Raw genomic sequence first — 22,746 nt, 5'->3', positions numbered from 1 at the left:
CAGCAGCGCCGCGCGCGCGGCGTCGCGGCCGATGTCGACATCGAACGCCTGACGACGCAGGTCGAGACCACGCGCGCGTCGCTGATCCCGCTCGACGCGCAGGTGACGGAATCGCTCGACCGGCTCGCGATCCTGACGGGCCGCGCGCCGGGTGCGCTCGACGCCGCGCTGTCGGCATCGGACGCCCCGCTGCCGACGTTGCCCGGCAGTGTCGCGATCGGCGATCCGGCCGCGCTGCTGAAGCAGCGCCCCGACATTCGCGCGGCCGAACGCCGGCTCGCGTCGAGCAATGCGCAGATCGGCGAGCATGTCGCCGACTATTTCCCGAAGGTGACGCTGCTCGGCGATCTCGGCTTCAGCGCGACGGACCCCGGCCATCTGTTCCGCAAGCAGAACTTCACCTGGGTCGGCGCGCCGTACCTGCAATGGAACATTCTCGACTTCGGCCGCACACGCGGCGCGGTACGCGCGGCCGAAGCGTCGCGCGATGAAGCGGAAGCGAACTATCAGAAGGCGGTGCTCGGTGCATTACAGGATGCCAACACGTCATTGCAGCGCTACGGGCACCAGCGCGAGCACGTCGTGGCACTCACCAAGGTGCAGACGTCGGCCGTGCATGCCCGGTCGCTGATGGACGAGCGCTATCGCGCGGGCGTCGCATCGATGATCGACCTGCTCGATACGCAACGCGAGGCGCTGTCCGCGCAGCAGAACGTGATCGCCGGGCAAGCCGAACTGATCAAGGACTACGTGTCGCTGCAGAAGAGCCTCGGGCTCGGGTGGCAGACGAACGCGGGTTGACGGTGCCGGCGCGATACATGCACGATTGCGGTGTCTCGCGCAGCGCAACAACTCATTGCGTGCGCAACAATCCTCGTTCGTTTCCTCCGCAACGAACGGGCCCGCGCCGCATCGACGCCGCGGCTATCGAAAACATATCGAATATCAATTAGCCAATCGTCTGACGATCTCTTTTAATTCAGTCGGCTTCCCCACCACCGACCGGATTCAAGGAGTTCCATCGTCATGTCCTCATCCTCCCATCGCGTGCCGAGACGCGCAGTCGCCGCGATCTGCGTTGCGCTCTCCGCTTCTTCGTACGCCGCCGAACTTACCCGCGACACCGGCGCGCCCGTCGGCGACAACCAGAATTCGCAGACGGCCGGCCCTGCCGGCCCCGTGCTGCTGCAGGACTCCGCGCTCATCGAGAAACTGCAGCGCTTCGATCGCGAGCGCATTCCGGAACGCGTCGTGCATGCGCGCGGCACCGGCGCATTCGGCGAGTTCGTGCCGAGCGCCGACATCTCCGACCTGACGAAAGCGAAGGTCTTCACACCGGGCACCCGCACGCCGGTGTTCGTGCGCTTCTCCACCGTGATGGGCTACCGCGGTTCGCCCGAGCAGGCACGCGATCCGCGCGGCTTCACGGTGAAGTTCTATACGCAGCAGGGCAACTGGGACATGGTCGGCATCAACTGGCCGGTGTTCTTCATTCGCGACGGCATCAAGTTCCCCGACTTCGTTCACGCGAACAAGCCGAGCGCCGTGACCGGCGTGCAGGATCCGAACCTCGCGTTCGACTTCTTCGCGAACACGCCCGAAGCGACCCACATGCTGACGATGCTTTACACGGATGCGGGCATGCCCGATTCGTATCGTCACATGGACGGCTTCGCGGTGCATGCGTTCAAGTTCGTCAATGCGCAAGGCGACGTGCACTACGTGAAGTTCCACTGGAAGAGCCAGCAAGGCGTGCACGGCCTGCGTCCGCAAGACATCGCCGCGTCGATCGGACGCGACTGGAACATGATGACGAACGACCTGTACGGCGCGCTGAAGCAAGGCGACTACCCGAAATGGGATCTGTACGTGCAAGTGCTCACGCCGAAGGACCTGAACCGCTTCGACTTCGATGCGCTCGACGACACGAAGGTCTGGACCGGCGTACCGGAACGCAAGATCGGCACGATGACGCTGAATCGCGTGCCCGACAACTACTTCCAGTCGACCGAGGAATCGGCGTTCGCGCCGTCGCGGCTGGTGCCGGGCATCGAACCGTCCGAAGACCGGATGTTGCAGGATCGCCTGTTCGCGTACGCCGACACGCAGATGTACCGGCTCGGTGCGAACTACATGGACCTGCCGATCAACCGCCCTGCCGTGCCGGTGGTCAACAACAACCAGGACGGCACGATGAATGCCGGCGACCGCAAGGGCGAGGTGAACTACGAGCCGTCGACGCTGCGCGAGCTCACGCAGGATCCGCAGTACAAGTCCGTGCGCATGGCGCTAGGCGGAACGACGCAGCAGGAAGCGATCCACAAGAAGCTGCTGTTCCGCCAGGCCGGCGAGTACTACCGTGGCCTGTCGCAGCAGGACAGGGACGACCTCGTCACCGCGCTGTCCGGCGATCTCGGCAAGGTGACGAACGCGCACAACCAGTACGCGATGCTGTCGTACTTCTATAAGGCCGACGCCGACTACGGCACGCGCCTCGCGCAGGCCGTCCACGCAAACGTTCAGCAGGTGCAGTCGCTCGCGGCGAAGCTGACCGAGAACTGATCCCGCGGTGCTGTCTCGGTCGACGTGCGCGGTTGCGCCGCGCACGTCGGCCTTATCTCTTCTTCAGGACCTCCCCATGCGATCAGAACGCTTCACGCACGCAATCCGCGCGACCGCAACGGCGCTCGCGCTGGCCGCGATCGCCGGCTGCGCGCACCTTCCCGATCGACCGGTGTACGGCAAGGCCGATCCGGCCGCGCTGCGCCGCTACGACGGCGACTGGTTCGACGCCGCGCGCGTCGGACGCGTCGACATCCTGCGCGCGTTGCGCGACGCCGGTTATCCGGTCGACGCCACCGACAGCCACGGTTATACGGCCGTGATACTCGCGTCCTACGACGGCCAGCCCGCCGCGCTCGACTACCTGCTGTCGGCCGGCGCCGACGCGTGCGGCGGCGATCGCCACGGCAACACGGCGCTGATGGGCGCCCTCTTCAAGAATGAACCCGACATCGCGCGGCGCCTGCTCGACACGCGTTGCCCGATCGATCAGACGAACGGCGCCGGCGAAACCGCGCTGGGGTTCGCGACGCTCTTCAATCGCTTTGAACTGATTCCGCTGCTCGTCGCGCATGGCGCGAATCCGAACCATGTCGATCGGCGCGGCCAGTCGCTGCTGCGGCTCGCGCTGACGCACGACAACGCGGAAGCCGCGGATGCGCTGCGGCACGCCGGCGCCGGGCAGTAACGCGGTTACGCGGTGCCGGCAGGCAGATCGGCCTGCCACTCGATGGCCTCGTTCCGGACCATGCAGCGCCAATCGGACCGGCCGCCTATTCGCGCCCGCGATCGACATCGCGGAGGCTCTTGTGTCCGGAAAAGCCCACGACTTGAAGCGCACATATCTCGTAAAATACGGACCGATGAAGCACGATGATCGCCCATGTCACAGTCGACATCGAGGCCAGCCCGCCGAAGCCAGTGTCGATTCATGGCGTAGTGTCGGCACGCCAATTCACCTCACCCTCACACAGGTTGCAACTTGAAGTCGCATCACCCTTCGCTCCGCCTCCGCCTGTCGACGCTCGTCGCAGCCTTCGCATCGTGTATCGCCATGTCGACGGGTCATGCCGCCGTCAGCCCGTCGCCCAACGTCCGCGCCGCATCGTGGATCGTCGTCGACGGCGAGTCGGGCCAGACGCTCGTCGAACATGACGCCGACGCCGAACGCCAGCCCGCCTCGCTCACCAAGCTGATGACGGCCTATCTCGTGCTCGATGCGCTCAAGCACGGCACCGTGCGATGGGACGAGAAGCTGACCGTCGAGGCGGCCGACATCGGTTCGGTCGGTAACGACGAGGCCAGGATGTATCTCGTGCCCGGCCAGCATGTCCCGGTGAAGGAACTCATCCTGGGTCTCATCGCGGCGTCCGCGAACGACGCGGCACTGGTACTCGCGAAGCGCATCGGCGGCTCGCCCGAAGGGTTCGAGCAGAAGATGAACGCGATGGCGCACCAGCTCGGGATGAACCACACGCACTACACGACGCCATCCGGCATCACGACGCAGGGGAACACCACGACGGCGCGCGACCTGTCGGTGCTGGCGTTGCGCCTGACGAACGATTTTCCGGAGTACTACACTTTCTCGTCCGAGCAGAATTTCTCGTATGGCGCATTCCGCAAGCGCAACAAGAACTGGCTGCTCGGGAAGGATCCTTCCGTCGACGGGATGAAGACCGGTCACACGCAAGCGGCCGGCTACTGCATCGTGGCCACCGCGAAGCGCCGGCAAGCATCGCCGCCGATGACGCGACGCGTATTCGCGGTCGTGCTCGGGGCGCCCACGGCGAACGACCGGATCGCCGGCGCCGGCAGCCTGCTGAACTACGGATTCTCGGCGTACAACGACCAGCCTGCCGCCGGCAGTTCCGGGGCGCACGTGGTTACGCAAAGGGTGCAATAAAGCGTTCGCGCGCCGCCCGTGAATATCTGCGCACTCAGAAAAACTCGTCGAGCAGCCGATAGAACGCGATCCGGTCGGGATCGGGGTGTTCGATCCCGTACCGCGTGAAGAAACGCGTGACCCATTCGCTGCCCAGATCCGCTTCGATATCGCGCGCCGCCAGCGCCAGATCCTGATAACGATCGGCCACCCCCAGGCGTCCGCAGTCGATGAAGCCGGAGAAGCGGCCGTTGTCGGCCATGAGGTTGGGCAGGCACGCGTCGCCGTGTGTGACGACCCTGTCCTCGGTCGACGGCCGGTGCGCGAGAAGCCTCGCGAACAGTGCGTCGAGCGGCACGCCCGTATTCGTGCCGTCGAGGTTGTCCTCGTCGACGAGCCCCGCATGCATCCGCGCGCGGGCCCGCTCGATGCGATGCGCGGCGCCGTGATCGAACGGGCACGTGGCCGGATCGAGCCGATGCAGCGCACGCAGCGCGTCGGCCATGATCGCCACCTTCTCGGCCGGCGCGAGCTGCGCCATGTCGAGGTTTTCACCGCGCACGGCACTCAGCAGCATCCACTCGCGCCCCGCCGCCGACACCACGTCGAGCACCTGCGCGCCCGGCAGGCCTGAGGTATCCAGCCAGCGCAGCCGCGCCGCCTCGTCGTTCAATTCACCCAGCGGCCCGGCCGGCTCGGTCTTGACGAACCGCCGCGATCCGTCGCGCGCATCGAGCCGGAACACCGCGGCATCCGATTGGCCATCCGTCTGCCGCGTCCATCGGCAGCCTGCCAGCATGGGCTTCCAGGCCGCCGGCACGTCGTTCCAGAACTTATCGTCGTCGCTCACGTCGGGCTCGATTCTCGTTGACCGGGTCGCATGCGGGAGGTCGGCGACACCGCGCGAATGTTACAGCGCCGCACCCGGCGACGCCCGCTGACACCGTCTTTTCGACACCTTTCGCCCCCTCCATCGAATCTCCATCTTTCCGCATCAAAGACGCCAACTATTCGACGCACACTCCGACCCGTCAAAGCAGGCAGTGGGCTGCCTGCGATTCCTGGAGTCGCTATGAAGAATCAGAAACGATGCTGCTACGGCGCCGTGTGCGCGCTGGTGGCGGCCATGCTGGCGGGTTGCGGGCCCGCCGAACAGCAGGCTGCCGCACCGGCCACCCCGGTTGCGGCGATGACGCTGGCAGCCGTGCGCCTCGACGTGAGCGAAGACCTGCCGGGCCGCGTCGCGGCCGTGCGGGTCGCCGAGATCCGGCCGCAGGTCAGCGGCATCGTGCAGCGCCGGCTGTTCGAGCAAGGCACCGAAGTGCGCGCGGGCCAGCCGCTGTTCCAGATCAATCCGGCACCGTTCAAGGCCGACATGGATACGGCCGCCGCGTCGCTGCAGCGCGCGCAGGCCGCACTCGAACGCGCGAAAGTGCAGACGGCGCGCTTCAAGCCGCTCGTCGAAGCCGATGCGATCAGCCGCCAGGTGTACGACGACGCCGTGTCGCAACGCGACCAGGCCGCCGCCGACGTCGCGCAGGCCCGCGCGACGCTCGCGCGCCGCCAGCTCGACCTGAAATTCGCGACCGTGGAAGCGCCGATCGCCGGCCGTATCGACCAGGCGCTCGTGACCGAAGGTGCGCTGGTGTCGAGCACCGACAGCCAGCCGATGGCGCGCATCCAGCAGATCGACCAGGTCTACGTGGACGTGCGTCAGCCGGCCGGCGCGCTCGAATCGCTGCGCGGCGCGCTCGCGTCGCAGCCGGACGCCTCGGGCAACGGCCTGCCGGTCGACGTATTGCGCGGCGACGACACGCGTTACGACGTGAAGGGCCGCATGCTGTTCTCGGGCGTCAACGTCGACCCGGGCACCGGCGACGTGCTGGTGCGCGTGCTGGTCGACAACCCGAAGCGCCAGCTGCTGCCGGGCATGTACGTGCGAGCCCGCATTCCGCGCGCGCACTACGCGAACGCGCTGACAGTGCCGCAGCAGGCCGTCGTGCGCGCTGGCGGCAAACCGCAGGTCTGGGTGCTCGACGCGAAGGGCACCGCGCATCTGAAGGCTGTCGAAATCGGCGAACTGACGAACCGCAGCTATCGCATCAAGTCCGGCCTGCTGGCCGGGCAGAAGATCGTCGTCGAAGGCATGGAACGCCTGACCGACGGCGCACCGACCGCCGCGACCGACTGGAAATCGCCTGACGCGGCCACAACCGCGGCAGCGCGCTGAATCAGGGAGCGCATTCCATCATGGCTCAATTCTTTATCCGCCGCCCGGTGTTCGCGTGGGTGATCGCCCTCTTCATCATCCTGATGGGGCTGATCGCGATCCCGCAACTGCCGATCGCACGCTATCCGTCGGTCGCGCCGCCGAGCGTCACGATTACCGCAAACTACCCCGGTTCCACGCCGCAGACGATGAACGACGGTGTGCTGAGCCTCATCGAACGCGAACTGTCCGGCGTCAAGAACCTGCTTTACTTCGAATCGTCGGCCGACACGTCCGGCAGCGCGCAGATCACCGTGACCTTCAAGCCCGGCACCGATCCGGCGATGGCGCAGGTCGACGTGCAGAACAAGCTCAAGACAATCGAGCCGCGTCTGCCGTCGGTCGTGCGGCAGAACGGCGTGATCGTGGAATCCGCGTCGTCCGGCTTCCTGATGCTCGTCGGCCTGCGTTCCGACAACGGCCGCTTCGACGAAGGCGCGCTCAGCGATTACATGGCGCGCAGCGTGGCCGAGGAACTGCGCCGGATCGACGGCGTGGGCCGCGTGCAGCTGTTCGGCTCCGAACGCGCGATGCGCGTCTGGGTGAATCCGCAGAAGCTGATCAACTACGGCCTGTCGATGAGCGACCTGACGACCGCGATCGGCCAGCAGAACGTACAGATCGCCCCGGGCAGCCTCGGCGCGTCGCCCGCGCTGCCGGGCCAGCGCGTGAGCGTGCCGCTCACCGTCCAGGGCCAGCTCACGACACCGGAAGAATTCGCGGCAGTCGTACTGCGTGCGAACGCGGACGGCTCCAGGGTCGTGCTCGGCGACGTCGCCCGGATCGAGCTCGGCTCACAGGGTTACGGCTTCGTGAACCGCGAGAACGGCAAGCCGGCCACCCTCGCCGGCGTGCTGCTCTCGCCGGGCGCGAATGCGGTGAAGACCGCCGATGCCGTGCGTACGCGGATGGCCGAGCTGAGCAAGGCGATGCCGTCGGGCATGACCTACTCGATTCCGTTCGATACGTCGCCGTTCGTGAAGATCTCGATCGAGAAAGTGCTGAACACGCTGATCGAGGCGATGGTGCTCGTGTTCCTCGTGATGTACTTGTTCCTGCAGAACGTACGCTACACGCTTATTCCGGCCATCGTCGCACCCGTCGCGATGCTCGGTACGTTCACGATCATGGCGATGACAGGCTTCTCGATCAACGTGCTGACGATGTTCGGCATGGTGCTCGCCATCGGCATCATCGTCGACGACGCGATCGTCGTCGTAGAGAACGTCGAGCGCCTGATGGCGGAGGAAGGATTGTCGCCGAAGGAAGCGACGTCGAAGGCGATGAAGGAAATCACGGGCGCCATCGTCGGCATCACGCTCGTCCTGACCGCCGTGTTCATCCCGATGGCCATGTCGAGCGGCTCGGTCGGCGTGATCTACAAGCAGTTCACGCTGTCGATGGCCGTGTCGATCCTGTTCTCGGCGCTGCTCGCGCTGACGCTCACGCCGGCCCTGTGCGCGACGATGCTCAAGCCGGTCGAACGGGGCCATCACGAGAAGCGCGGCTTCTTCGGCTGGTTCAACCGCCGCTTCGACCGCCTGACGAAATGGTACGAGACGCGCGTCGGCCGTCTGCTCGGCCGCACGGGTCGCGTGATGCTGCTGTTCGTCGCGATCGCGGGCGCGCTGGTGTTCGGCTTCAAGAACCTGCCGTCGTCGTTCCTGCCCGACGAGGACCAGGGCTACTTCATGACCAGCTTCCTGCTGCCTGCGGACGCAACCACCGAGCGTACGCATGACGTAGTCAAGAAGCTGGAGAGGCATCTTGCTTCGCGCGCGGCGATCCAGTCGAACATCTCCGTGATGGGCTACGGCTTCTCCGGCCAGGGCTCGAACGCCGCGCTGAGCTGGGCGGTGCTCAAGGACTGGAAGAACCGCGGCGGCTCGTCGACGCTCGAGGAAAGCATGCTCGCCCAGCGGGCGATGGCCGGTGTGACCGAAGGCGCGGTGATGAGCCTGCTGCCGCCGGCGATCGACGAAATGGGCAACAGCTCGGGCTTCACGATGCGCCTCGAAGACCGCGCCAACCAGGGCGAGGCCGCGCTCAAGGCGGCTGAAGCGAAGCTGCTCGGACTGGCCGCGCAAAGCAGGATCGTGACGGGCGTGTATCCGGACAGCCTGCCGGCCGGCACGAGCGTGCGCCTGGAGATCGACCGTGCGAAGGCGCAAGCGCTCGGCGTGTCGTTCACGACGCTCAGCGACACGCTATCGACCGCGATGGGCTCAACCTACGTGAATGACTTTCCGAACGCGGGCCGCATGCAGCAGGTGATCATCCAGGCCGATGCGCCGGCGCGCATGCAAATCGACAACGTAATGAAGCTCTACGTGCGCAACGCGGCCGGCGGCATGGTCCCGCTGTCCGAAATGGTTCGCCCGGTCTGGACCGAGACGCCGCTGCAGATGGTGCGCTTCCAGGGCTACCCGTCCGCGCGTATTTCGGGCGGCGCCGCACCCGGCCAGTCGAGCGGCGCGGCCATGGCCGAGATGGAGCGTCTCGCCGCGCAATTGCCGCCCGGTTTCGCGGTCGAATGGACCGGGCAGTCACTGCAGGAACGCCAGTCGGCGTCGGAGGCGCCGATGCTGATGGTGCTGTCGATGATCGTCGTGTTCCTGGTGCTGGCCGCACTGTACGAGAGCTGGTCGATTCCGCTGTCGGTGATGCTGGTGGTGCCGCTCGGCCTGATCGGTGCGGTCGGCGCGGTGCTGCTGCGCGGCTTGCCGAACGACGTGTTCTTCAAGGTCGGGATGATCACCGTGATCGGCCTGTCCGCAAAGAACGCGATCCTGATCGTCGAATTCGCGAAGCAGTTGCGCGAGGAAGGCAAGGGGTTGATCGAAGCCGCCGTGCAAGCGTCGAAGCTGCGCCTGCGCCCGATCCTGATGACCTCGCTCGCGTTCGGCCTCGGCGTCGTACCGCTGATGATCGCGACCGGCGCGAGCGCCGAGACGCAGCACGCGATCGGTACCGGCGTGTTCGGCGGCATGGTGACCGCCACCGTGCTGGCCGTTTTCTTCGTCCCTGTTTTCTTTGTGTTCGTGATGAGTATCCAGGAGCGTATCTCCGCATGGCGGGCATCCCGCAAGCAGCCCGCTACCCCGAATCGCGAACAAGAAGGTTGATGCCATGCGATTGCTTATTCTTCCCCTCATCCTGGCCCTGTCGGCCTGCTCGCTCGCGCCAACGCTGGTCAAGCCGGCCATGCCGGTGCCGACGGCCTACACGGCCGCCGCGGCGGCCGACCTCAAAGCCAACGCAGCCGATCTCGGCTGGCGCACGATGTTCGGCGACCGCCGCCTCCAGCGCCTGATCGAGATCGCGCTTGACCACAATCGCGACCTGCGCGTGGCGGCGCTGAATGTCGAGGCCGCCGAAGCGCAGTACGGCATCCAGCGCGCGGCGCGCCTGCCGTCCATCGGCGCCGGCGCGAACTTCACGCGCCAGCGCACGGCGGCCGACCCGCAGTCGAACCCGCCGCTGTTCGAAACGACGCAGAACCAGTACGGCGTGAACGTCGGCATCAGCGCGTTCGAGATCGACCTGTTCGGCCGCGTGAAGTCGCAGTCGGATGCGGCGTTCGCGCGCTATCTCGCGACCGATCACGGCCGCCGCGCGGTGCAGATCTCGCTCGTCGGCGCGGTGGCTGACGCGTATTTCGCCGAGCGCCTCGCGCAGGAGCAGCGCCAGTTGTCCGAGCGCACGCTCGGCGACTGGCAGCAATCGCTCGATCTCGCGCGGCGCCTGAAGGAAGCGCATCAGGCGAGCGGCGTCGACATCGCGCAGGCCGAAGGCCAGGTCGCGAGCGCCACCGCCGATCTGGAAGCGCGCACGCGCGCCGTCGAGCAAGCGCGCAACGCGCTGCGCCTGCTGCTCGGCACCGAGCCGTCGAAGGATCTGCCTGAAGCGCTGCCGCTCCAGCAGCAACCGGTGATGACGCAACTGCCGGCCGGCCTGCCGTCCGAGCTGCTGTTCCGTCGGCCGGATATCCAGCAGGCCGAACAGAATCTCGTGGCCGCCAACGCGGATATCGGTGCCGCGCGCGCCGCATTCTTTCCGCGCCTGTCGCTGACGTCGTCGATCGGTTTCCTCAGCCCGGCGATGGGCAGCCTGTTCGCGGGCGGCCAGAACGTGTGGAGCTTCGCGCCGCAGGTCACGGTGCCGATCTTCCAGGGCGGCCGGCTGCGTGCCGAGCTGCGTCTCGCCGAAGTGCGCAAGTCCAGCGCGGTGGCCGAATACGAGCGCTCGATCCAGGCCGCGTTCCGCGAAGTGGCCGACGGCCTGGCCGGGCGCGAAACCTTCGGCCGCCAGATCGAAGCGCAGACGCGCGTGGTCGGCTCGGCCGAGCGCCGCACCGACCTGTCGAACCTGCGCTATCGCGCGGGCATCGAGGGGCGTCTGGAGTTGCTGGATTCGCAGCGGCAGCTCTATGCGGCCCGGCAGGCGTTGCTCGACCTGCGTCGCAGCGAACTCGGCAATGCCGTCGCGCTGTACAAGGCGCTCGGCGGCGGCCTGACGGAAAAGGACGTCGCGCCGTCGACGAGCGTGGTGCGGAACTGAACGACCGGCGCTGTGCCCTCCCTCGCGGCACCGGGCAGGCACAGCGCGATTCAACCCGGCAACGGGCTGCTCCGATGGTTCGACATCGCACGGCAAACCCCATGACGAATTCCCTGATACTGATTGCAGAAGACGAGCCCGACATTTCGGACATCCTCGACGCGTATCTGACGCACGACGGTTTTCGCACCTACCGCGTAGCCGACGGGCAAGCGGTGCTCGACGTGCAGCCGCACCTGAAGCCCGACCTGATCCTGCTCGACGTGAAGATGCCGCACAAGAGCGGCTGGGACGTGCTCGCCGAGCTTCGGCGGCGCTGCAATACGCCCGTCGTCGTGATCACCGCATTCGACCGCGACCTCGACCGGCTGCAGGCACTGCATGCCGGCGCGGACGACTACATCGTCAAGCCGTTCAACCCGGCCGAGGTCGTCGCGCGGCTGCGCGCGATCCTGCGCCGGTCGGCCACGCCGCCGACCGCGCGCATGCTTCGTGTCGGCACTCTGGAAATCGACACCGAAAGTTATCTGACGCGCGTTCGAACGGAGTCCACCGAGGTACCGATCGCGCTGACGCTGACGGAATTCCGGCTGCTCGCGCATATGGCGCGAGCGCCGAGCCGCGTCTTCACGCGCGGCGAACTGCTCGATGCGTGCATGGCCGACGTGAGTGCGCTGGAGCGCACGGTCGACAGCCACATCAGCCGGCTGCGCAGGAAACTTGAACAAGCCGGCGCGCCGGGCATGCCCGAAGTGATGCGCGGCGTCGGCTACCGGCTGCGGGGCACGCAGTGACTCCGCCGGCGAGGCCGGGCCGGCAAATCGGACAGGCGATCGGCCTGAGCACGATCGTCGTGCTGCTGATCGGCTGCACCGTTGCATGCTGCATTGGCGCATTGCGCGAGCCGGACACGTTGCCGCACGACGCAACGGCCGACGCGATGCTCGGTAATGCGTCGACCTACCTGGCGCTCGCGACGGTGTTGTTCGTCGGCCTGCTGGCGACCGCATTCGATCTGTTCAGGCTGATGCGCCGCACGCTCGGGTCGCTCGACTCGGTTGCGGAAAGCGCCGGCCGCATCGTCGCCGGCGATTCATCGGCGCGCGCGATTTCCCGCGACGGCTGCTCGACCGGCATGTCGCGATTCATCGAGGACTTCAACACAATGGCCGTTCAACTGAAACACACGACTTCGTTCAATGCGACCGCCGCTTCCGCCGTCGACGACAGCGAAAAACACGCCCCGCTCGCGGCACTCGAAACCCGGCTGGAAGAGATCAAGGATCTCGCCGCCGATGCCGATGCCGATGCCGATGCCGCGTCGCGCGAAGCGCTGCTTCACCGTATCGACGGGCTGTTCCGGTTCGTCGACGACCTTCGGCTTGCCGAACAACCGGACACGCCGGCCATTCGAACACTTCCTCGATAACGATCGGCCGATTACGGAACGAATCGGAAGTGATCGGTGAATCACCTCCGGCATTACCTTCTTTACCGGTTTCGAAAATTACAAAACGCCATCAATATTTTCAAAAATATTTCGCTTTATTCGATTTAATTTTGTTTCATATAATCAAAAAAAGTTTGACACTCTGCTTTCGTTCTTGATACCGTCAGATGCAAGCAATCTAACGAATTGCCAACCACGCAAACGATTCCGCTCCACGTTTTTTTCGCTTCCGCCGCACCGAAGTGCTCGCCGCCGGCTGTGTCGTTCTCGCGCCGGCGCATGCAATATCCCGATGCATCTCACTGGACGGCTGCCATCCGGCAGCGGGCCGAAGGATCGAATCAAATGAGCAGGACAACGAAGCTGTTGCTCTAGCAATCCCGTCCGCGCCTCGTCCGGCGCGGCTGCCCCGCAGCGCGGCGCAGCGCTCCCGTTACCGCGATTTCCGTATTTCGCCCCCGGAGAAAAACCATCTTTCCGGATCGGGCGAAAGGCCCTGTCGCGTCCGTGCCATCCGCACGCGTGCGACAGAAAGCGGCGGTGCATGACCCGCACCGCTGTCGACCGTTGTTGTTGTGCCGTTCGATGTTCAACCGGAGGGGTAATTCAAATGAATCAGGTTGCAGACAAGAAACAAAAGCACATTCGCATCGTCAAGCTCGCATGCGCCGCCGCGGCCGCCTCGTTCGGCATGGCGGCCGCCCACGCCGCACCGGCGGCCGGCTGGACGGAAACGCGCACCAAGGGATTCCTGCCGCTCGTGCAGCAGAGCGAAAGCGGTGCGGCCGGCGCGCCTGCCGCGAGCACCGCTGCCGCTGCCGCCGCGGCCATCGAAATGGCGCCCGGCGAATCGGTGGACATCGTGCTCGGGCTGAACCTGCGCAACGAAGCGCAACTCGACCAGTACCTGCACGACCTGCATACGCCCGGCTCGCCGCACTACCGGCAGTTCCTCACGCCGGCGCAGTTCGCGGCGCAATATGCGCCGACCGACGCGCAGGTCGCGTCCGTCGTCGCGCACCTGCGCAAGCAAGGCTTCGTGAATATCGTGGTCGCGCCGAACCGCCTGCTGGTCTCCGCATCCGGCACCGCGGCGACCATCAAGTCGGCGTTCCGCACGACGCTCAAGCGCTTCACGCGCAACGGCCGCAGCGTCTATGCGAATACCGATGCCGCGCAAGTGCCGAACGCGATCGGCGGCATCGTGGGCGCGGTGCTCGGCCTGCAGAACGTCGAGCTGATGCATACCGGCGCGGCCGGCACGCCGCAGGGCAACACCAGCAACCTGACGATCCCGGCCGGCGCGTCGGCGGTGCCGCACAACCCGACCGAATTCTCGTCGATCTACGGCGGCGACGGCACGCCGAACGCGTCGCAAACCACCGTCGGCATCATCTCCGAAGGCGACCTCTCGCAGACCGTGAGCGACCTCAACACGTTCGCCGCGAACAACAGCCTCGGCACGATCAGCAGCACCATCGTGCAGACCGGCCCGGCGGGCAGTTCGTACACCGACACGTCCGGCACCGTCGAATGGAATCTCGACAGCCAGTCGATCGTCGGCGCGGCCGGCGGCAGCGTGAAGCAGGTCGTGTTCTACGCCGCGCCGTCGATGACGCTCACGGCGATCACGGCCGCATACAACAAGGCCGTGACCGACAACGTCGCGAAGGTGATCAACGTGTCGCTCGGCGTGTGCGAATCGTCCGCGAACAGCACCGGCTCGCAGGCCACCGACGACACCATCTTCAAGCAGGCGGTCGCGCAGGGGCAGACCTTCTCCGTCTCCGCCGGCGACCACGGCGCATACGAATGCGCGAGCGGCACGCCGTCGCGCTCGACCTACACGGTGAGCGAACCGGCCACGTCGCCGTACGTGATCGCGGTGGGCGGCACGACGCTGTTCACCAATACGTCGACCAACGCGTACAACAGCGAGATCGTCTGGAACGATCCGAGCTGGCAACCGGGCACCGTGTGGTCGACGGGCGGCGGGTACAGCAAGTACGAGGCCGCGCCGTCGTGGCAATCGTCGAGCCTCACCGGGTCGACCAAGCGCGCGCTGCCGGACGTCGGCTTCGACGCCGACCTGCGCACCGGCGCGATCCTGGTGGTGAACGGCCAGACGTCCGATACGCTGTGGGGTTCGGGCTACCTGAACAACGAAGGCGGCACGAGCCTCGCCGCGCCGATCTTCACGGGCATCTGGGCACGGCTGCAGTCGGCGAACAACAATGCGCTCGGGTTCCCGGCATCGAGCATCTACAAGTACTTCCCGGCCAACGCGGCGCTGCTGCACGACGTCACGTCCGGCAACAACGGCAGCGGCACCTACGGCTACAAGGCGAAGGCCGGCTGGGACGCGACGACGGGCTTCGGCAGCGTGAACATCTCGAAGCTGAACGCCTTCATCCAGAGCACGTCGGATTTCGCGCGCTGATGGACCGCTGACCGCTCCGGTTCCGGGCGTGCGCCGTTTCGCGCGCCCGGAACCGCATACCACCGCGTAACAAGAACCCGCGACGGCTGCAAAGCCGTCGCGGGTTTTCTGCATTCCACGCAATCTCGCGGAGCATCATCCGGCGGGACGATACGCTCGCCGACCTTGCAATCGTTGCGCAAGCAACTTTCATATCGCTTACCCGGCCGGCGCCCACCCGCTTACGGACTGCAAGGTACACACACTGTTACACAACCCGCTGACAACTTCCGTGCGTGTCGCGCGTTTAACTGAATATATCGATTCGTCGCGGGACAGCCGCCATGCGGACACGGTCGCGGCACAGTGCTGATGCCGATCGCGCGGCCCGCGTGCCCGACAACGCCGCACCACACCGAACCAACACCATGAAAACCGCACGTGCACACTACCGCCCCGTCAGAACGCTGATCGCGTCGTCGATCATCGTGTCGCTGCTCGGCCTGTCGGCCTGCAACAAGAACAGCGACAGCAACGCCGCCGTACCGGCCAGCGACGCGAGCGCGGCCTCCGCGGCGCTGCCCGCGTCGACGCCGGTCGCGTACACGTCGCCGACGGCCGATCAGCTCTATCAGATGGTCGCGCCGATCGCGCTGTTCCCCGACAAGCTCGTCGCACTGATGCTGGCGGGTGCAACGTATCCGGACCAGGTGACGGCCGCCAATACCTGGGTGACGCAGAATCCGTCGTTGAAGGGGCCGGCGCTCGCGACCGCCGCCGATACGCAGCCGTGGGACCCGTCCGTCAAGGCGTTGACCGCGTTCCCCGCGGTGCTCGCGCAGATGGCGTCGAACCCGGCCTGGACCACGTCGCTCGGCCAGGCGTACTACAACGATCCGACCGACGTGATGAACGCGATACAGGTGATGCGCCAGCGCGCGCAGACGTCCGGGCATCTCCGCTCCGGCGGCCAGATGCGGGTCACGCAAGTCGCGCAGGCCGCGCCGGCCGGTTATACGCCGGCCACCGACGCGCCCGTGGTCTACGCCGGGCCGGCAATCGTGCCGCCGCCCGAGCAGGCGATCGAGATCGAGTCCGCGCAGCCCGACGTCGTCTACGTTCCGTCGTACAACCCGACCGTCGTCTACGGCGAGCCGGTTTCGGCCTACCCCGGTTATGCGTATCGGCCGCCCGCATACAGCACCGGCGAAATCGTCGCGGCCGGCGTGATCACCTTCGGCGTCGGCATCGCCGTCGGCGCCGCGATCTTCGGGCACCACGACTGGGGCTGGCATGCATGGGGCATGAACTGGGGCGCGCCGCATCCGGACGGCCCGCGCTGGAACGGCGGCTGGCAGCGCCCGGCCGTGGTGTACAACCACACCACGTACGTGACGAAGTCGACCACCGTGATCAACAACATCACCAACATCCGCAATACGCGCATCACGAACAACTACGGCGGCAACGTCACCAACAACACGACGATCGAACGCAATACGATGCAGCCGGGTGCGGAGCCGATGCGCGGGCAGGCGATGGAGCAACGCCCGGGTCCCGCACCGATGACGATGCCGCACTTCGCCGCGAACGATGCGCGCCCCGGCGCCCGGCCGGCACCGGAAGACTTTGCGCAGCATCGCGCGAACGAGCCGCATGCCAACGCACCGGCGCAGCACCCGCCCGGCGCGATGCACGACGAGCGACAGCAGGCGATGCAGCAGGAACGCGCCGCTCAGGAAAATCGCGCGGCCGTGCAGCAGCAGCAACTTCAGCAACAGCAGCGCAATGAAGCACAGCAGCAACGCGAAGAGACGCAACAGCACGACGCGGCACGGCAGGAGCAGCAGCAACGAGAGGAAATGCAGCAACGCAACGCGGCGCAGCAACAACAGCGCGAAGCAATGCAGCAACGTAACGAGGCCGAGCAGCAACAGCACAAGGAGGCGCAGCCACGCAACGAAGCGCAACCGCAGGAACACGCGGCCGCGCAGCCGCGGCAACCGGCGCCCGAGCACGCGCCCGCTCCGCATCCGCACCCTGCGGAATCGCATCCGCCACAGCACGAGTCACGCGAACACCGCCCGGAGTGACAACGCCACACCACGGCAGCGCGACACGGATCACGCCGCCGTGCGAAGACGGCGCGGCCTATCGCGATGCGCGCCTTTTGTAACGCGCGCGAAGCGCGCCGCCTGCTTCGTCAACGCTTCCCCGGCCTTGCCGCGCCATTCAATCTGCCCAGTTGCGGACGTAGTCCGGCACGGGCACGTTGGCGTCGGCATGAATCGGCGTGCCGCGCGTCGTCTTCAGCGGCAGGATCCCCGCCCAGACAGCGAGCGCCAGATCTTCTTCCTTGTCGGACGGCATCGAGTCGCTGACTTTCACGGCCGCTTCCGCAAGAGAAATCCGCAGCACGCTGGTCGAGTTGATCTCCTTCGCATTGCCCGGCCGCGCTTCATGCCTGCGGCCCGCGGCGATCTTGTCCATGAAGGCATCCAGCGCCGCGAGCTTCTCAGCACTGCCCTCCACCACGTCGAACTGCCCGTAGATCACCGCGGATCGATAATTCATCGAATGACTGAAGGCCGACTTGGCCAACACCAGCCCGTCCAGCAACGTGATCGCGACGGAGGCCTGTGCACCCGCCGACAGCGCCTTGATCATCCTGCTGCCGTTGGACCCGTGGATATAGAGGTCGTCGCCCCGTCTCCAGTGCGCGGTCGGGATGCAATGCGTGTCCTCGCCGGCGTTGAACGCGATGTGGCAGACGTACGCGTCGTCCACGATGCGGTAGAGCATCGCGCGATCGCGATTCGCCAGTTCGGGCAGGCGGCGAATGGTGGTACGGGATGTGGGGGAGAGGACGGTCTGGTCGTTCATGTTTCGTTTTCCTGTTTGCGCGCCCTTGCGCGCATCGATCTGCCCGCATTCCGGCAAGTCGCGGGTATCCGCTCGAACATATCTTTGCACTGCGAATTGAATGAATCCGGAATCGAATCGGATTCGTGCGGTATTCACGCCTGATCGACCACTCGATCGACCCATCGACAGCCGCTCGCCAAATCGATCAAAATACGCGCGTGCCGCAAGCCGAAACAATCGTCGGAAATACCCGCGTACCGGCCTGCATCGCGAGAACGTGAACAATACGATGTGCGTCGAATCTTCAAAAGAACCAGCTCAAGGATAATTTTTAGAACCAGCCCATGGATTTCGCGCTGCTCATCTCATCGCTTTCCCGACAGGACGGCACGACAACGCACAGCCAGCAGGAAGCCCTCTACCGGAGCCTGCGCAACATGCTGCTGGACGGGCACATTCCGCCCGGCACGCGGCTCGTGTCGACGCGCGTGCTCGCGGCGGAGCTGGGCATCGCGCGCAATTCCGCGGTCTATGCATACGAGCGCCTTGCCGAGGAAGGCTTCGTGGCGGCCACACGCAACGGCACGATCACGCTATGGGACGGTTGCGGCCGTCCGAGCGCCGCGCACGAAAACGGCCCGGCCCCGGTTCGCCTGTCCGAGCGTGTGCACGGGCTCGAAAACGCCCACCCCGAACCCGAACGCATGCTGCCGTTCGTCCCCGGCCTCCCTTCGCTCGACGAATTCCCCGTTGCGCAGTGGCGCCGTTGCATCGAGCGCGCGTGGAAAGTCATCAAGCCTGCCCAGCTCGCGTATGGCCCGGTCGAAGGGCTGCCCGAATTGCGGCGCGCCGTGGCCGCGTACATCCGGGTCTCGCGCGGTGTGCGCTGCGAAACCGGGCAAGTTTTCATCACCGACGGCACGCAAAGCAGCCTCGAATTGTGCGCGCGCATGCTGGCGAATCCCGGCGAATTCGGCTGGCTCGAGAACCCCTGCTATAACGGCGCCCGGACCGCATTCCAGTCGACCGGCCTGAATATCGTGCCGATCGACGTCGATCACGAAGGGATGGCGCCGACCGACGAACAGTGGCGCACGCAACCGCCCCGGCTGATCTATACGACGCCCTCGCATCAATACCCGCTCGGCGCGCTGATGAGCCCCCGGCGACGAGCGGCGCTCGTCGAGCACGCGCGTGCGTGCGGCGCGTGGATCATCGAGGACGATTACGACAGCGAGTTCCGCCACGGCGGGCAGCCGCTGCCCGCGATCCAGGGCCTGCATGCCGACGCGCCGGTCTGCTATCTCGGCACGTTCAGCAAGACGATGTTTCCCGCCCTTCGGCTCGGCTTCATGGTGGTGCCGCCGGTCCTGGTCGACCGCTTCACGAGCACGCTGCGCGAACTCGTCCATCGCGGCCATTCGGCCGATCAACTCGCGATGGCCGAATTCATCGATACCGGCCTCTTTGCGCGGCACCTGCGCAAGATGAGGGCGCTCTACGCGGAACGGCGGAGCAGCCTCGAAGCGGCACTCGCCCGCCACCTCGGCACCACACTGAGCGTTCGGGACAGCCCGGGCGGCATGCATCTTTCGGCGGATCTCGCGCTTGCGCTGCACGATACCGAAATCGCCCGCGCCGCGTCCGCGCAGGGTTTGCAGCTTCAGCCGCTGAGCAGCTATCGCGTCGGCGACGGCCGCCGCTACAACGGCTTCGTGCTCGGGTATTCCGGGCTGAACGATACAACGATCGAAACGGCGACGATGCAGTTCGCGGCCGTCATCGAGCAGCTCGCACGCAAGCGGCGCTGAGCGTCGCGCGACACGTCGTCGCTCACAATTGCGATTCGATCGGAAACAGCCCGAGAAACCACACCTCCATCCGGCGCGCCGTCGACACTTCCGGTTCGTGGTCAAGCTCGGTGACCTTCCCGTCCGAATCGGTCTGAATCCACTTAAGCCGCCCTTGCCCAGCCGGATCGGTGCGCGGCTCGACACGCCAAGCGATCCGGTCGAGTCGCGATTCCAGATCGTTCGCCACCTGCGACGCAATCGCCGGGCTCTCGCAGAAAACGCCGATCTCGGTATTGAGGTTCAGCGAGCGCGGGTCGAAATTCATCGACCCGATGAAAATGCGCTTGTGGTCGAACACGTAGGTCTTCGCATGCAGCGACGCACGCGACGACCCGATGATGACGTCCTTCGAAATGCTCTTGTCGCCCGATGGCCGCCGCTCGTAAAGCCGCACGCCGGCCGCCACGAGATCGCTTCGATAGCGCCGGTAGCCGGCATGCACGGCCGCCACGTCGGTCGACGCGAGTGAATTGGTGAGTACCGTCACGCGCACGCCGCGCGCCGAATACGCGCGCAGCCGCTCGACGAAGTCCTTGCCCGGCACGAAATACGGCGACACGATCAGCAGGTCATGTTCGGGCTGCAATACGATGGCGCGCAACTGCGGCAACAGGTGCCCGTCGCTGTCCTTCGGCGAATGCGCGATCTTCGACGGATCGTCGTACAGCACCGTCGCGTGCCCCCACGACAGCTCCGTGCCCTGCCCGTGAACGATCCGGTCGAGCCGTTGCCTGGCCTCGAGCACGTACGGGTTGTCCTCCATCGCCCTCAGGTAGTCGCGCAACCGTTCGCGTTCGCGATCCAGCCCGCCCGGCGCCGCTTCGTGCCCGACCAGTGCGTCGATCGGATACGCGTACGGGGAATTCCAGAACGTGTCGAATTCCGTCGAGATGACGCTCACGGCCGGACCGTGGACGACGACATCGATGTCACCGAACTCCAGCATCGACGATGCGCCGAAGTATTCGTCGCCGATATTGCGGCCGCCGACGATCGCCGCCTGGTTGTCCGCGATCATCGCCTTGTTGTGCATGCGCCGGTTGACGCGCGAGAACTCGAACACCGTGCCGATCCTCTTGAACCGGCGTGTGGCAACCGGATTGAACAGCCGGATCTCGATGTTCGGGTGCGAACTGATCTCGAGCAGCTTGCGGTCGTCCGCGTTCGTGCCGAGATCGTCGAGCAGCACGCGCACGCGAACGCCGCGATCGGCCGCGCGAATGATCGCGTCGGCCAGTTCATGCCCGGTCAGGTCGTCGTGCCAGATGTAGTACTGAAGGTCCAGCGACCGGTCCGCACGGTCGGCAAGCAGCACGCGCGCATCCAGCGCGTCGACCGGATCGGCCAGCACATGAAACGCGTCCTGCCCCGGATGCATGCTGGCCTGCTGCTGGAACGCGGCGCCCAGCCGCGTGTTTTCCGTGTCGGTGAACGCATGCGTCGGTACGCGATCGGCCTGCGGCGGAAGGCTGGCGCACGCAACGAGCACCAGCGACGAAAGAATCGCACCCCACGAACGCAGCATGGTCATGTTTGACGCCCCCCACTCCCGGGCGAAGGTTGTTTGTTCTGGCCGCCGGATGAATCACGGGGCCGGCCGGTTATCCGCCGCGCTCGGCTGATGTCCGGTAGTCGCGCGTATCGGTCGCGCTACAGCATACTTCGATTGCCGACGGCGCGGCACCCCCTCCGTGTTTTCCCGATCCGGACGTGCGTTCAAGCAAAGAAAAACCCGCGACGCATGAAACCGTCGCGGGTTTTCGGCATGCCGCGACACGACACGGCATAGCTTCCGTTTCTCGCACGAAAGTCGCGCACATTCATTGCCACGCGTGCAGCAGCCGACTACCCGGCAGCGGCGAAACCTCGGACGACTTCACGAAGCAGTCCAGCCGTGCCCAAGCCTCGAGATAGCGATACGCCGGCACACCACCGACCAAGGTGTCCAACCGAAGCAGCAGCCGTTCGATGAAGGTCAGGTACTCGTCCGACACGAACCAGCTTTGCCCTTGCGCCGCGGCCTCGATGCTTTTCTGCAGGATTGCCTCGACATCCAGCAGGAACGCAAGATCGTCGGCCTGGACGGGGCTTCCAGCATGAAATACGTCATGTAGAGCGCACGCATCAACGCGACCATCGTGTCATGCGTGCCGTTTCCCGATCGCATCGCGGCGAGTGCCAGATGGTATTCGATCGATATGTTGCGAGCGAGCGCCGCCGGCAACGGAAGCAGTGCCGCTTTCGTGCGCGGCGCACGGCCTTTACGTTTCTGTTTCATGGCTAACCAATCAACGACACGATTCGACATTTACCACAAGAATCCCATTCAATAATGAACAATCGTCAAATCCACCCCTGACACAAAAATCCACACACTGTCCAATTTTGATTCATCATCATCAAAACATCATGTGATAGCTTGAAAAGCAACAACCACCGCAACAGGAGAATAACTTGTCCAGATATCGCGATTTAATCGAGCAACGCGCCGAACTGGAAAGGCAGATAAATGCCGTGAAATCGAGCGAACGGGCTGCCGTACTCGACGAAGTGAGGCGCCTCGTGATCGAATTCGAGCTCAACGCGCGTGAGGTCTTTGGCATAAATAAGGCAAAAAAGGGTATTAAATTAACCCCGAAGTTCCGCGACCCGGAAACAGGTAAAACCTGGTGCGGGCGCGGAAGGACGCCCTTGTGGCTCAAAGACAAGGATCCCAATAACTATTTAATTGCCCGATAGACTATCGATGCGATATCCGAGCGATGTCGCATTTCGATATCCGGCAAGCGTATTAAGTCGTTGAAGCCCTGTCCCGCAGCGTTGCCTCCCGGTCAGTCCGCTCGCCCGCCCTGGTCGACAGCCGGAACGGCGCGGGCCGGAGTC

At 65.5% G+C, this 22,746-nt stretch carries 17 protein-coding genes; 13 read left to right on the top strand and 4 right to left on the bottom strand.

The features are described from left to right. From VL15_RS29810 to VL15_RS29795, 4 genes are all read left to right on the top strand, one after another. On the top strand, positions 1-801 hold an 801-nt coding region (locus VL15_RS29810), incomplete at its 5' end, for a TolC family protein (RefSeq protein ID WP_048250268.1). Positions 802-1,026: 225 nt separating this feature from the next. Then, positions 1,027-2,562, top strand: a complete 1,536-nt coding sequence (locus tag VL15_RS29805; protein WP_048250267.1) for a catalase — start codon at positions 1,027-1,029, stop codon at positions 2,560-2,562. A 76-nt stretch (positions 2,563-2,638) separates the two neighbouring features. Beyond that, complete coding sequence (locus tag VL15_RS29800) at positions 2,639-3,250, top strand: ankyrin repeat domain-containing protein (RefSeq protein WP_048250266.1); 612 nt, start codon at positions 2,639-2,641, stop codon at positions 3,248-3,250. A 366-nt stretch (positions 3,251-3,616) separates the two neighbouring features. Next, the gene (locus VL15_RS29795) at positions 3,617-4,468 is read left to right on the top strand and encodes a D-alanyl-D-alanine carboxypeptidase family protein (protein ID WP_080970999.1); all 852 of its coding nucleotides are present in this window, start codon (positions 3,617-3,619) and stop codon (positions 4,466-4,468) included. Positions 4,469-4,502: 34 nt separating this feature from the next. Here VL15_RS29795 and VL15_RS29790 read toward each other — a convergent pair whose 3' ends face one another. After that, entirely contained in the window at positions 4,503-5,297 is a 795-nt protein-coding gene (locus VL15_RS29790) for an APH(3')-II family aminoglycoside O-phosphotransferase (protein ID WP_080970997.1), read from the bottom strand. A gap of 222 nt (positions 5,298-5,519) precedes the next feature. Here VL15_RS29790 and VL15_RS29785 point away from each other — a divergent pair, with 222 nt between their 5' ends. From VL15_RS29785 to VL15_RS29755, 7 genes are all read left to right on the top strand, one after another. Next, complete coding sequence (locus VL15_RS29785; protein WP_048250264.1) at positions 5,520-6,677, top strand: efflux RND transporter periplasmic adaptor subunit; 1,158 nt, start codon at positions 5,520-5,522, stop codon at positions 6,675-6,677. A 20-nt stretch (positions 6,678-6,697) separates the two neighbouring features. Beyond that, complete coding sequence (locus VL15_RS29780; protein WP_048250263.1) at positions 6,698-9,841, top strand: multidrug efflux RND transporter permease subunit; 3,144 nt, start codon at positions 6,698-6,700, stop codon at positions 9,839-9,841. A gap of 4 nt (positions 9,842-9,845) precedes the next feature. After that, positions 9,846-11,276 (top strand): efflux transporter outer membrane subunit, encoded by a 1,431-nt coding sequence (locus VL15_RS29775; RefSeq protein WP_048250262.1) that lies wholly within the window; start codon positions 9,846-9,848, stop codon positions 11,274-11,276. A 101-nt stretch (positions 11,277-11,377) separates the two neighbouring features. Continuing rightward, on the top strand, positions 11,378-12,070 hold the full coding sequence (locus VL15_RS29770; protein ID WP_048250261.1) for a response regulator: 693 nt from the start codon (positions 11,378-11,380) through the stop codon (positions 12,068-12,070). Further along, positions 12,067-12,705 carry a hypothetical protein gene (locus VL15_RS29765; RefSeq protein ID WP_048250260.1) on the top strand — a complete coding sequence of 213 codons (639 nt, stop codon included), beginning with the start codon at positions 12,067-12,069 and terminating at the stop codon, positions 12,703-12,705. The genes VL15_RS29770 and VL15_RS29765 overlap by 4 nt, the downstream gene beginning before the upstream one ends. A 631-nt stretch (positions 12,706-13,336) precedes the next feature. Then, positions 13,337-15,166 carry a S53 family peptidase gene (locus VL15_RS29760; RefSeq protein WP_048250259.1) on the top strand — a complete coding sequence of 610 codons (1,830 nt, stop codon included), beginning with the start codon at positions 13,337-13,339 and terminating at the stop codon, positions 15,164-15,166. Between the two features lie 407 nt (positions 15,167-15,573). Beyond that, the gene (locus VL15_RS29755) at positions 15,574-17,238 is read left to right on the top strand and encodes a DUF3300 domain-containing protein (protein WP_048250258.1); all 1,665 of its coding nucleotides are present in this window, start codon (positions 15,574-15,576) and stop codon (positions 17,236-17,238) included. Between the two features lie 139 nt (positions 17,239-17,377). Here VL15_RS29755 and VL15_RS29750 read toward each other — a convergent pair whose 3' ends face one another. Next, complete coding sequence (locus tag VL15_RS29750) at positions 17,378-18,028, bottom strand: pyridoxamine 5'-phosphate oxidase family protein (protein WP_048250257.1); 651 nt, start codon at positions 18,026-18,028, stop codon at positions 17,378-17,380. 326 nt (positions 18,029-18,354) lie between these two features. Between VL15_RS29750 and VL15_RS29745 the strand changes: the two genes are divergently transcribed. Then, on the top strand, positions 18,355-19,821 hold the full coding sequence (locus VL15_RS29745) for a PLP-dependent aminotransferase family protein (protein WP_048250256.1): 1,467 nt from the start codon (positions 18,355-18,357) through the stop codon (positions 19,819-19,821). A gap of 22 nt (positions 19,822-19,843) precedes the next feature. On the opposite strand, the gene VL15_RS29740 is transcribed toward VL15_RS29745, so the two are convergent. Both VL15_RS29740 and VL15_RS43330 read right to left on the bottom strand, forming a co-directional pair. Then, a complete protein-coding gene (locus VL15_RS29740; protein ID WP_048250255.1) occupies positions 19,844-21,394 on the bottom strand; it encodes a phospholipase D family protein in 1,551 nt (516 codons plus the stop codon). A 289-nt stretch (positions 21,395-21,683) separates the two neighbouring features. Then, the gene (locus tag VL15_RS43330) at positions 21,684-21,857 is read right to left on the bottom strand and encodes a hypothetical protein (RefSeq protein ID WP_230684559.1); all 174 of its coding nucleotides are present in this window, start codon (positions 21,855-21,857) and stop codon (positions 21,684-21,686) included. A gap of 460 nt (positions 21,858-22,317) precedes the next feature. On the opposite strand from VL15_RS43330, the gene VL15_RS40825 reads away from it, so the two are divergent. Continuing rightward, positions 22,318-22,602, top strand: a complete 285-nt coding sequence (locus tag VL15_RS40825; protein ID WP_080970996.1) for an H-NS histone family protein — start codon at positions 22,318-22,320, stop codon at positions 22,600-22,602. Positions 22,603-22,746: the final 144 nt, after the last annotated feature.

The sequence above is a fragment of the Burkholderia cepacia genome (genome assembly GCF_001039005.1).
In the GTDB taxonomy this organism is placed as follows: domain Bacteria; phylum Pseudomonadota; class Gammaproteobacteria; order Burkholderiales; family Burkholderiaceae; genus Burkholderia; species Burkholderia theae.
This window is presented reverse-complemented; position numbering and strand designations above follow the sequence as displayed.

What these genes read in the sequence shown, in the direction of transcription:
- VL15_RS29805 (WP_048250267.1), top strand. Translation starts at nt 1,027, where the DNA reads ATGTCCTCATCCTCCCATCGCGTGCCGAGACGCGCAGTCGCCGCGATC.
- VL15_RS29800 (WP_048250266.1), top strand. Translation starts at nt 2,639, where the DNA reads ATGCGATCAGAACGCTTCACGCACGCAATCCGCGCGACCGCAACGGCG.
- VL15_RS29795 (WP_080970999.1), top strand. Translation starts at nt 3,617, where the DNA reads ATGTCGACGGGTCATGCCGCCGTCAGCCCGTCGCCCAACGTCCGCGCC.
- VL15_RS29785 (WP_048250264.1), top strand. Translation starts at nt 5,520, where the DNA reads ATGAAGAATCAGAAACGATGCTGCTACGGCGCCGTGTGCGCGCTGGTG.
- VL15_RS29780 (WP_048250263.1), top strand. Translation starts at nt 6,698, where the DNA reads ATGGCTCAATTCTTTATCCGCCGCCCGGTGTTCGCGTGGGTGATCGCC.
- VL15_RS29775 (WP_048250262.1), top strand. Translation starts at nt 9,846, where the DNA reads ATGCGATTGCTTATTCTTCCCCTCATCCTGGCCCTGTCGGCCTGCTCG.
- VL15_RS29770 (WP_048250261.1), top strand. Translation starts at nt 11,378, where the DNA reads ATGACGAATTCCCTGATACTGATTGCAGAAGACGAGCCCGACATTTCG.
- VL15_RS29760 (WP_048250259.1), top strand. Translation starts at nt 13,337, where the DNA reads ATGAATCAGGTTGCAGACAAGAAACAAAAGCACATTCGCATCGTCAAG.
- VL15_RS29755 (WP_048250258.1), top strand. Translation starts at nt 15,574, where the DNA reads ATGAAAACCGCACGTGCACACTACCGCCCCGTCAGAACGCTGATCGCG.
- VL15_RS29750 (WP_048250257.1), bottom strand. Translation starts at nt 18,028, where the DNA reads ATGAACGACCAGACCGTCCTCTCCCCCACATCCCGTACCACCATTCGC.
- VL15_RS29745 (WP_048250256.1), top strand. Translation starts at nt 18,355, where the DNA reads ATGGATTTCGCGCTGCTCATCTCATCGCTTTCCCGACAGGACGGCACG.
- VL15_RS29740 (WP_048250255.1), bottom strand. Translation starts at nt 21,394, where the DNA reads ATGACCATGCTGCGTTCGTGGGGTGCGATTCTTTCGTCGCTGGTGCTC.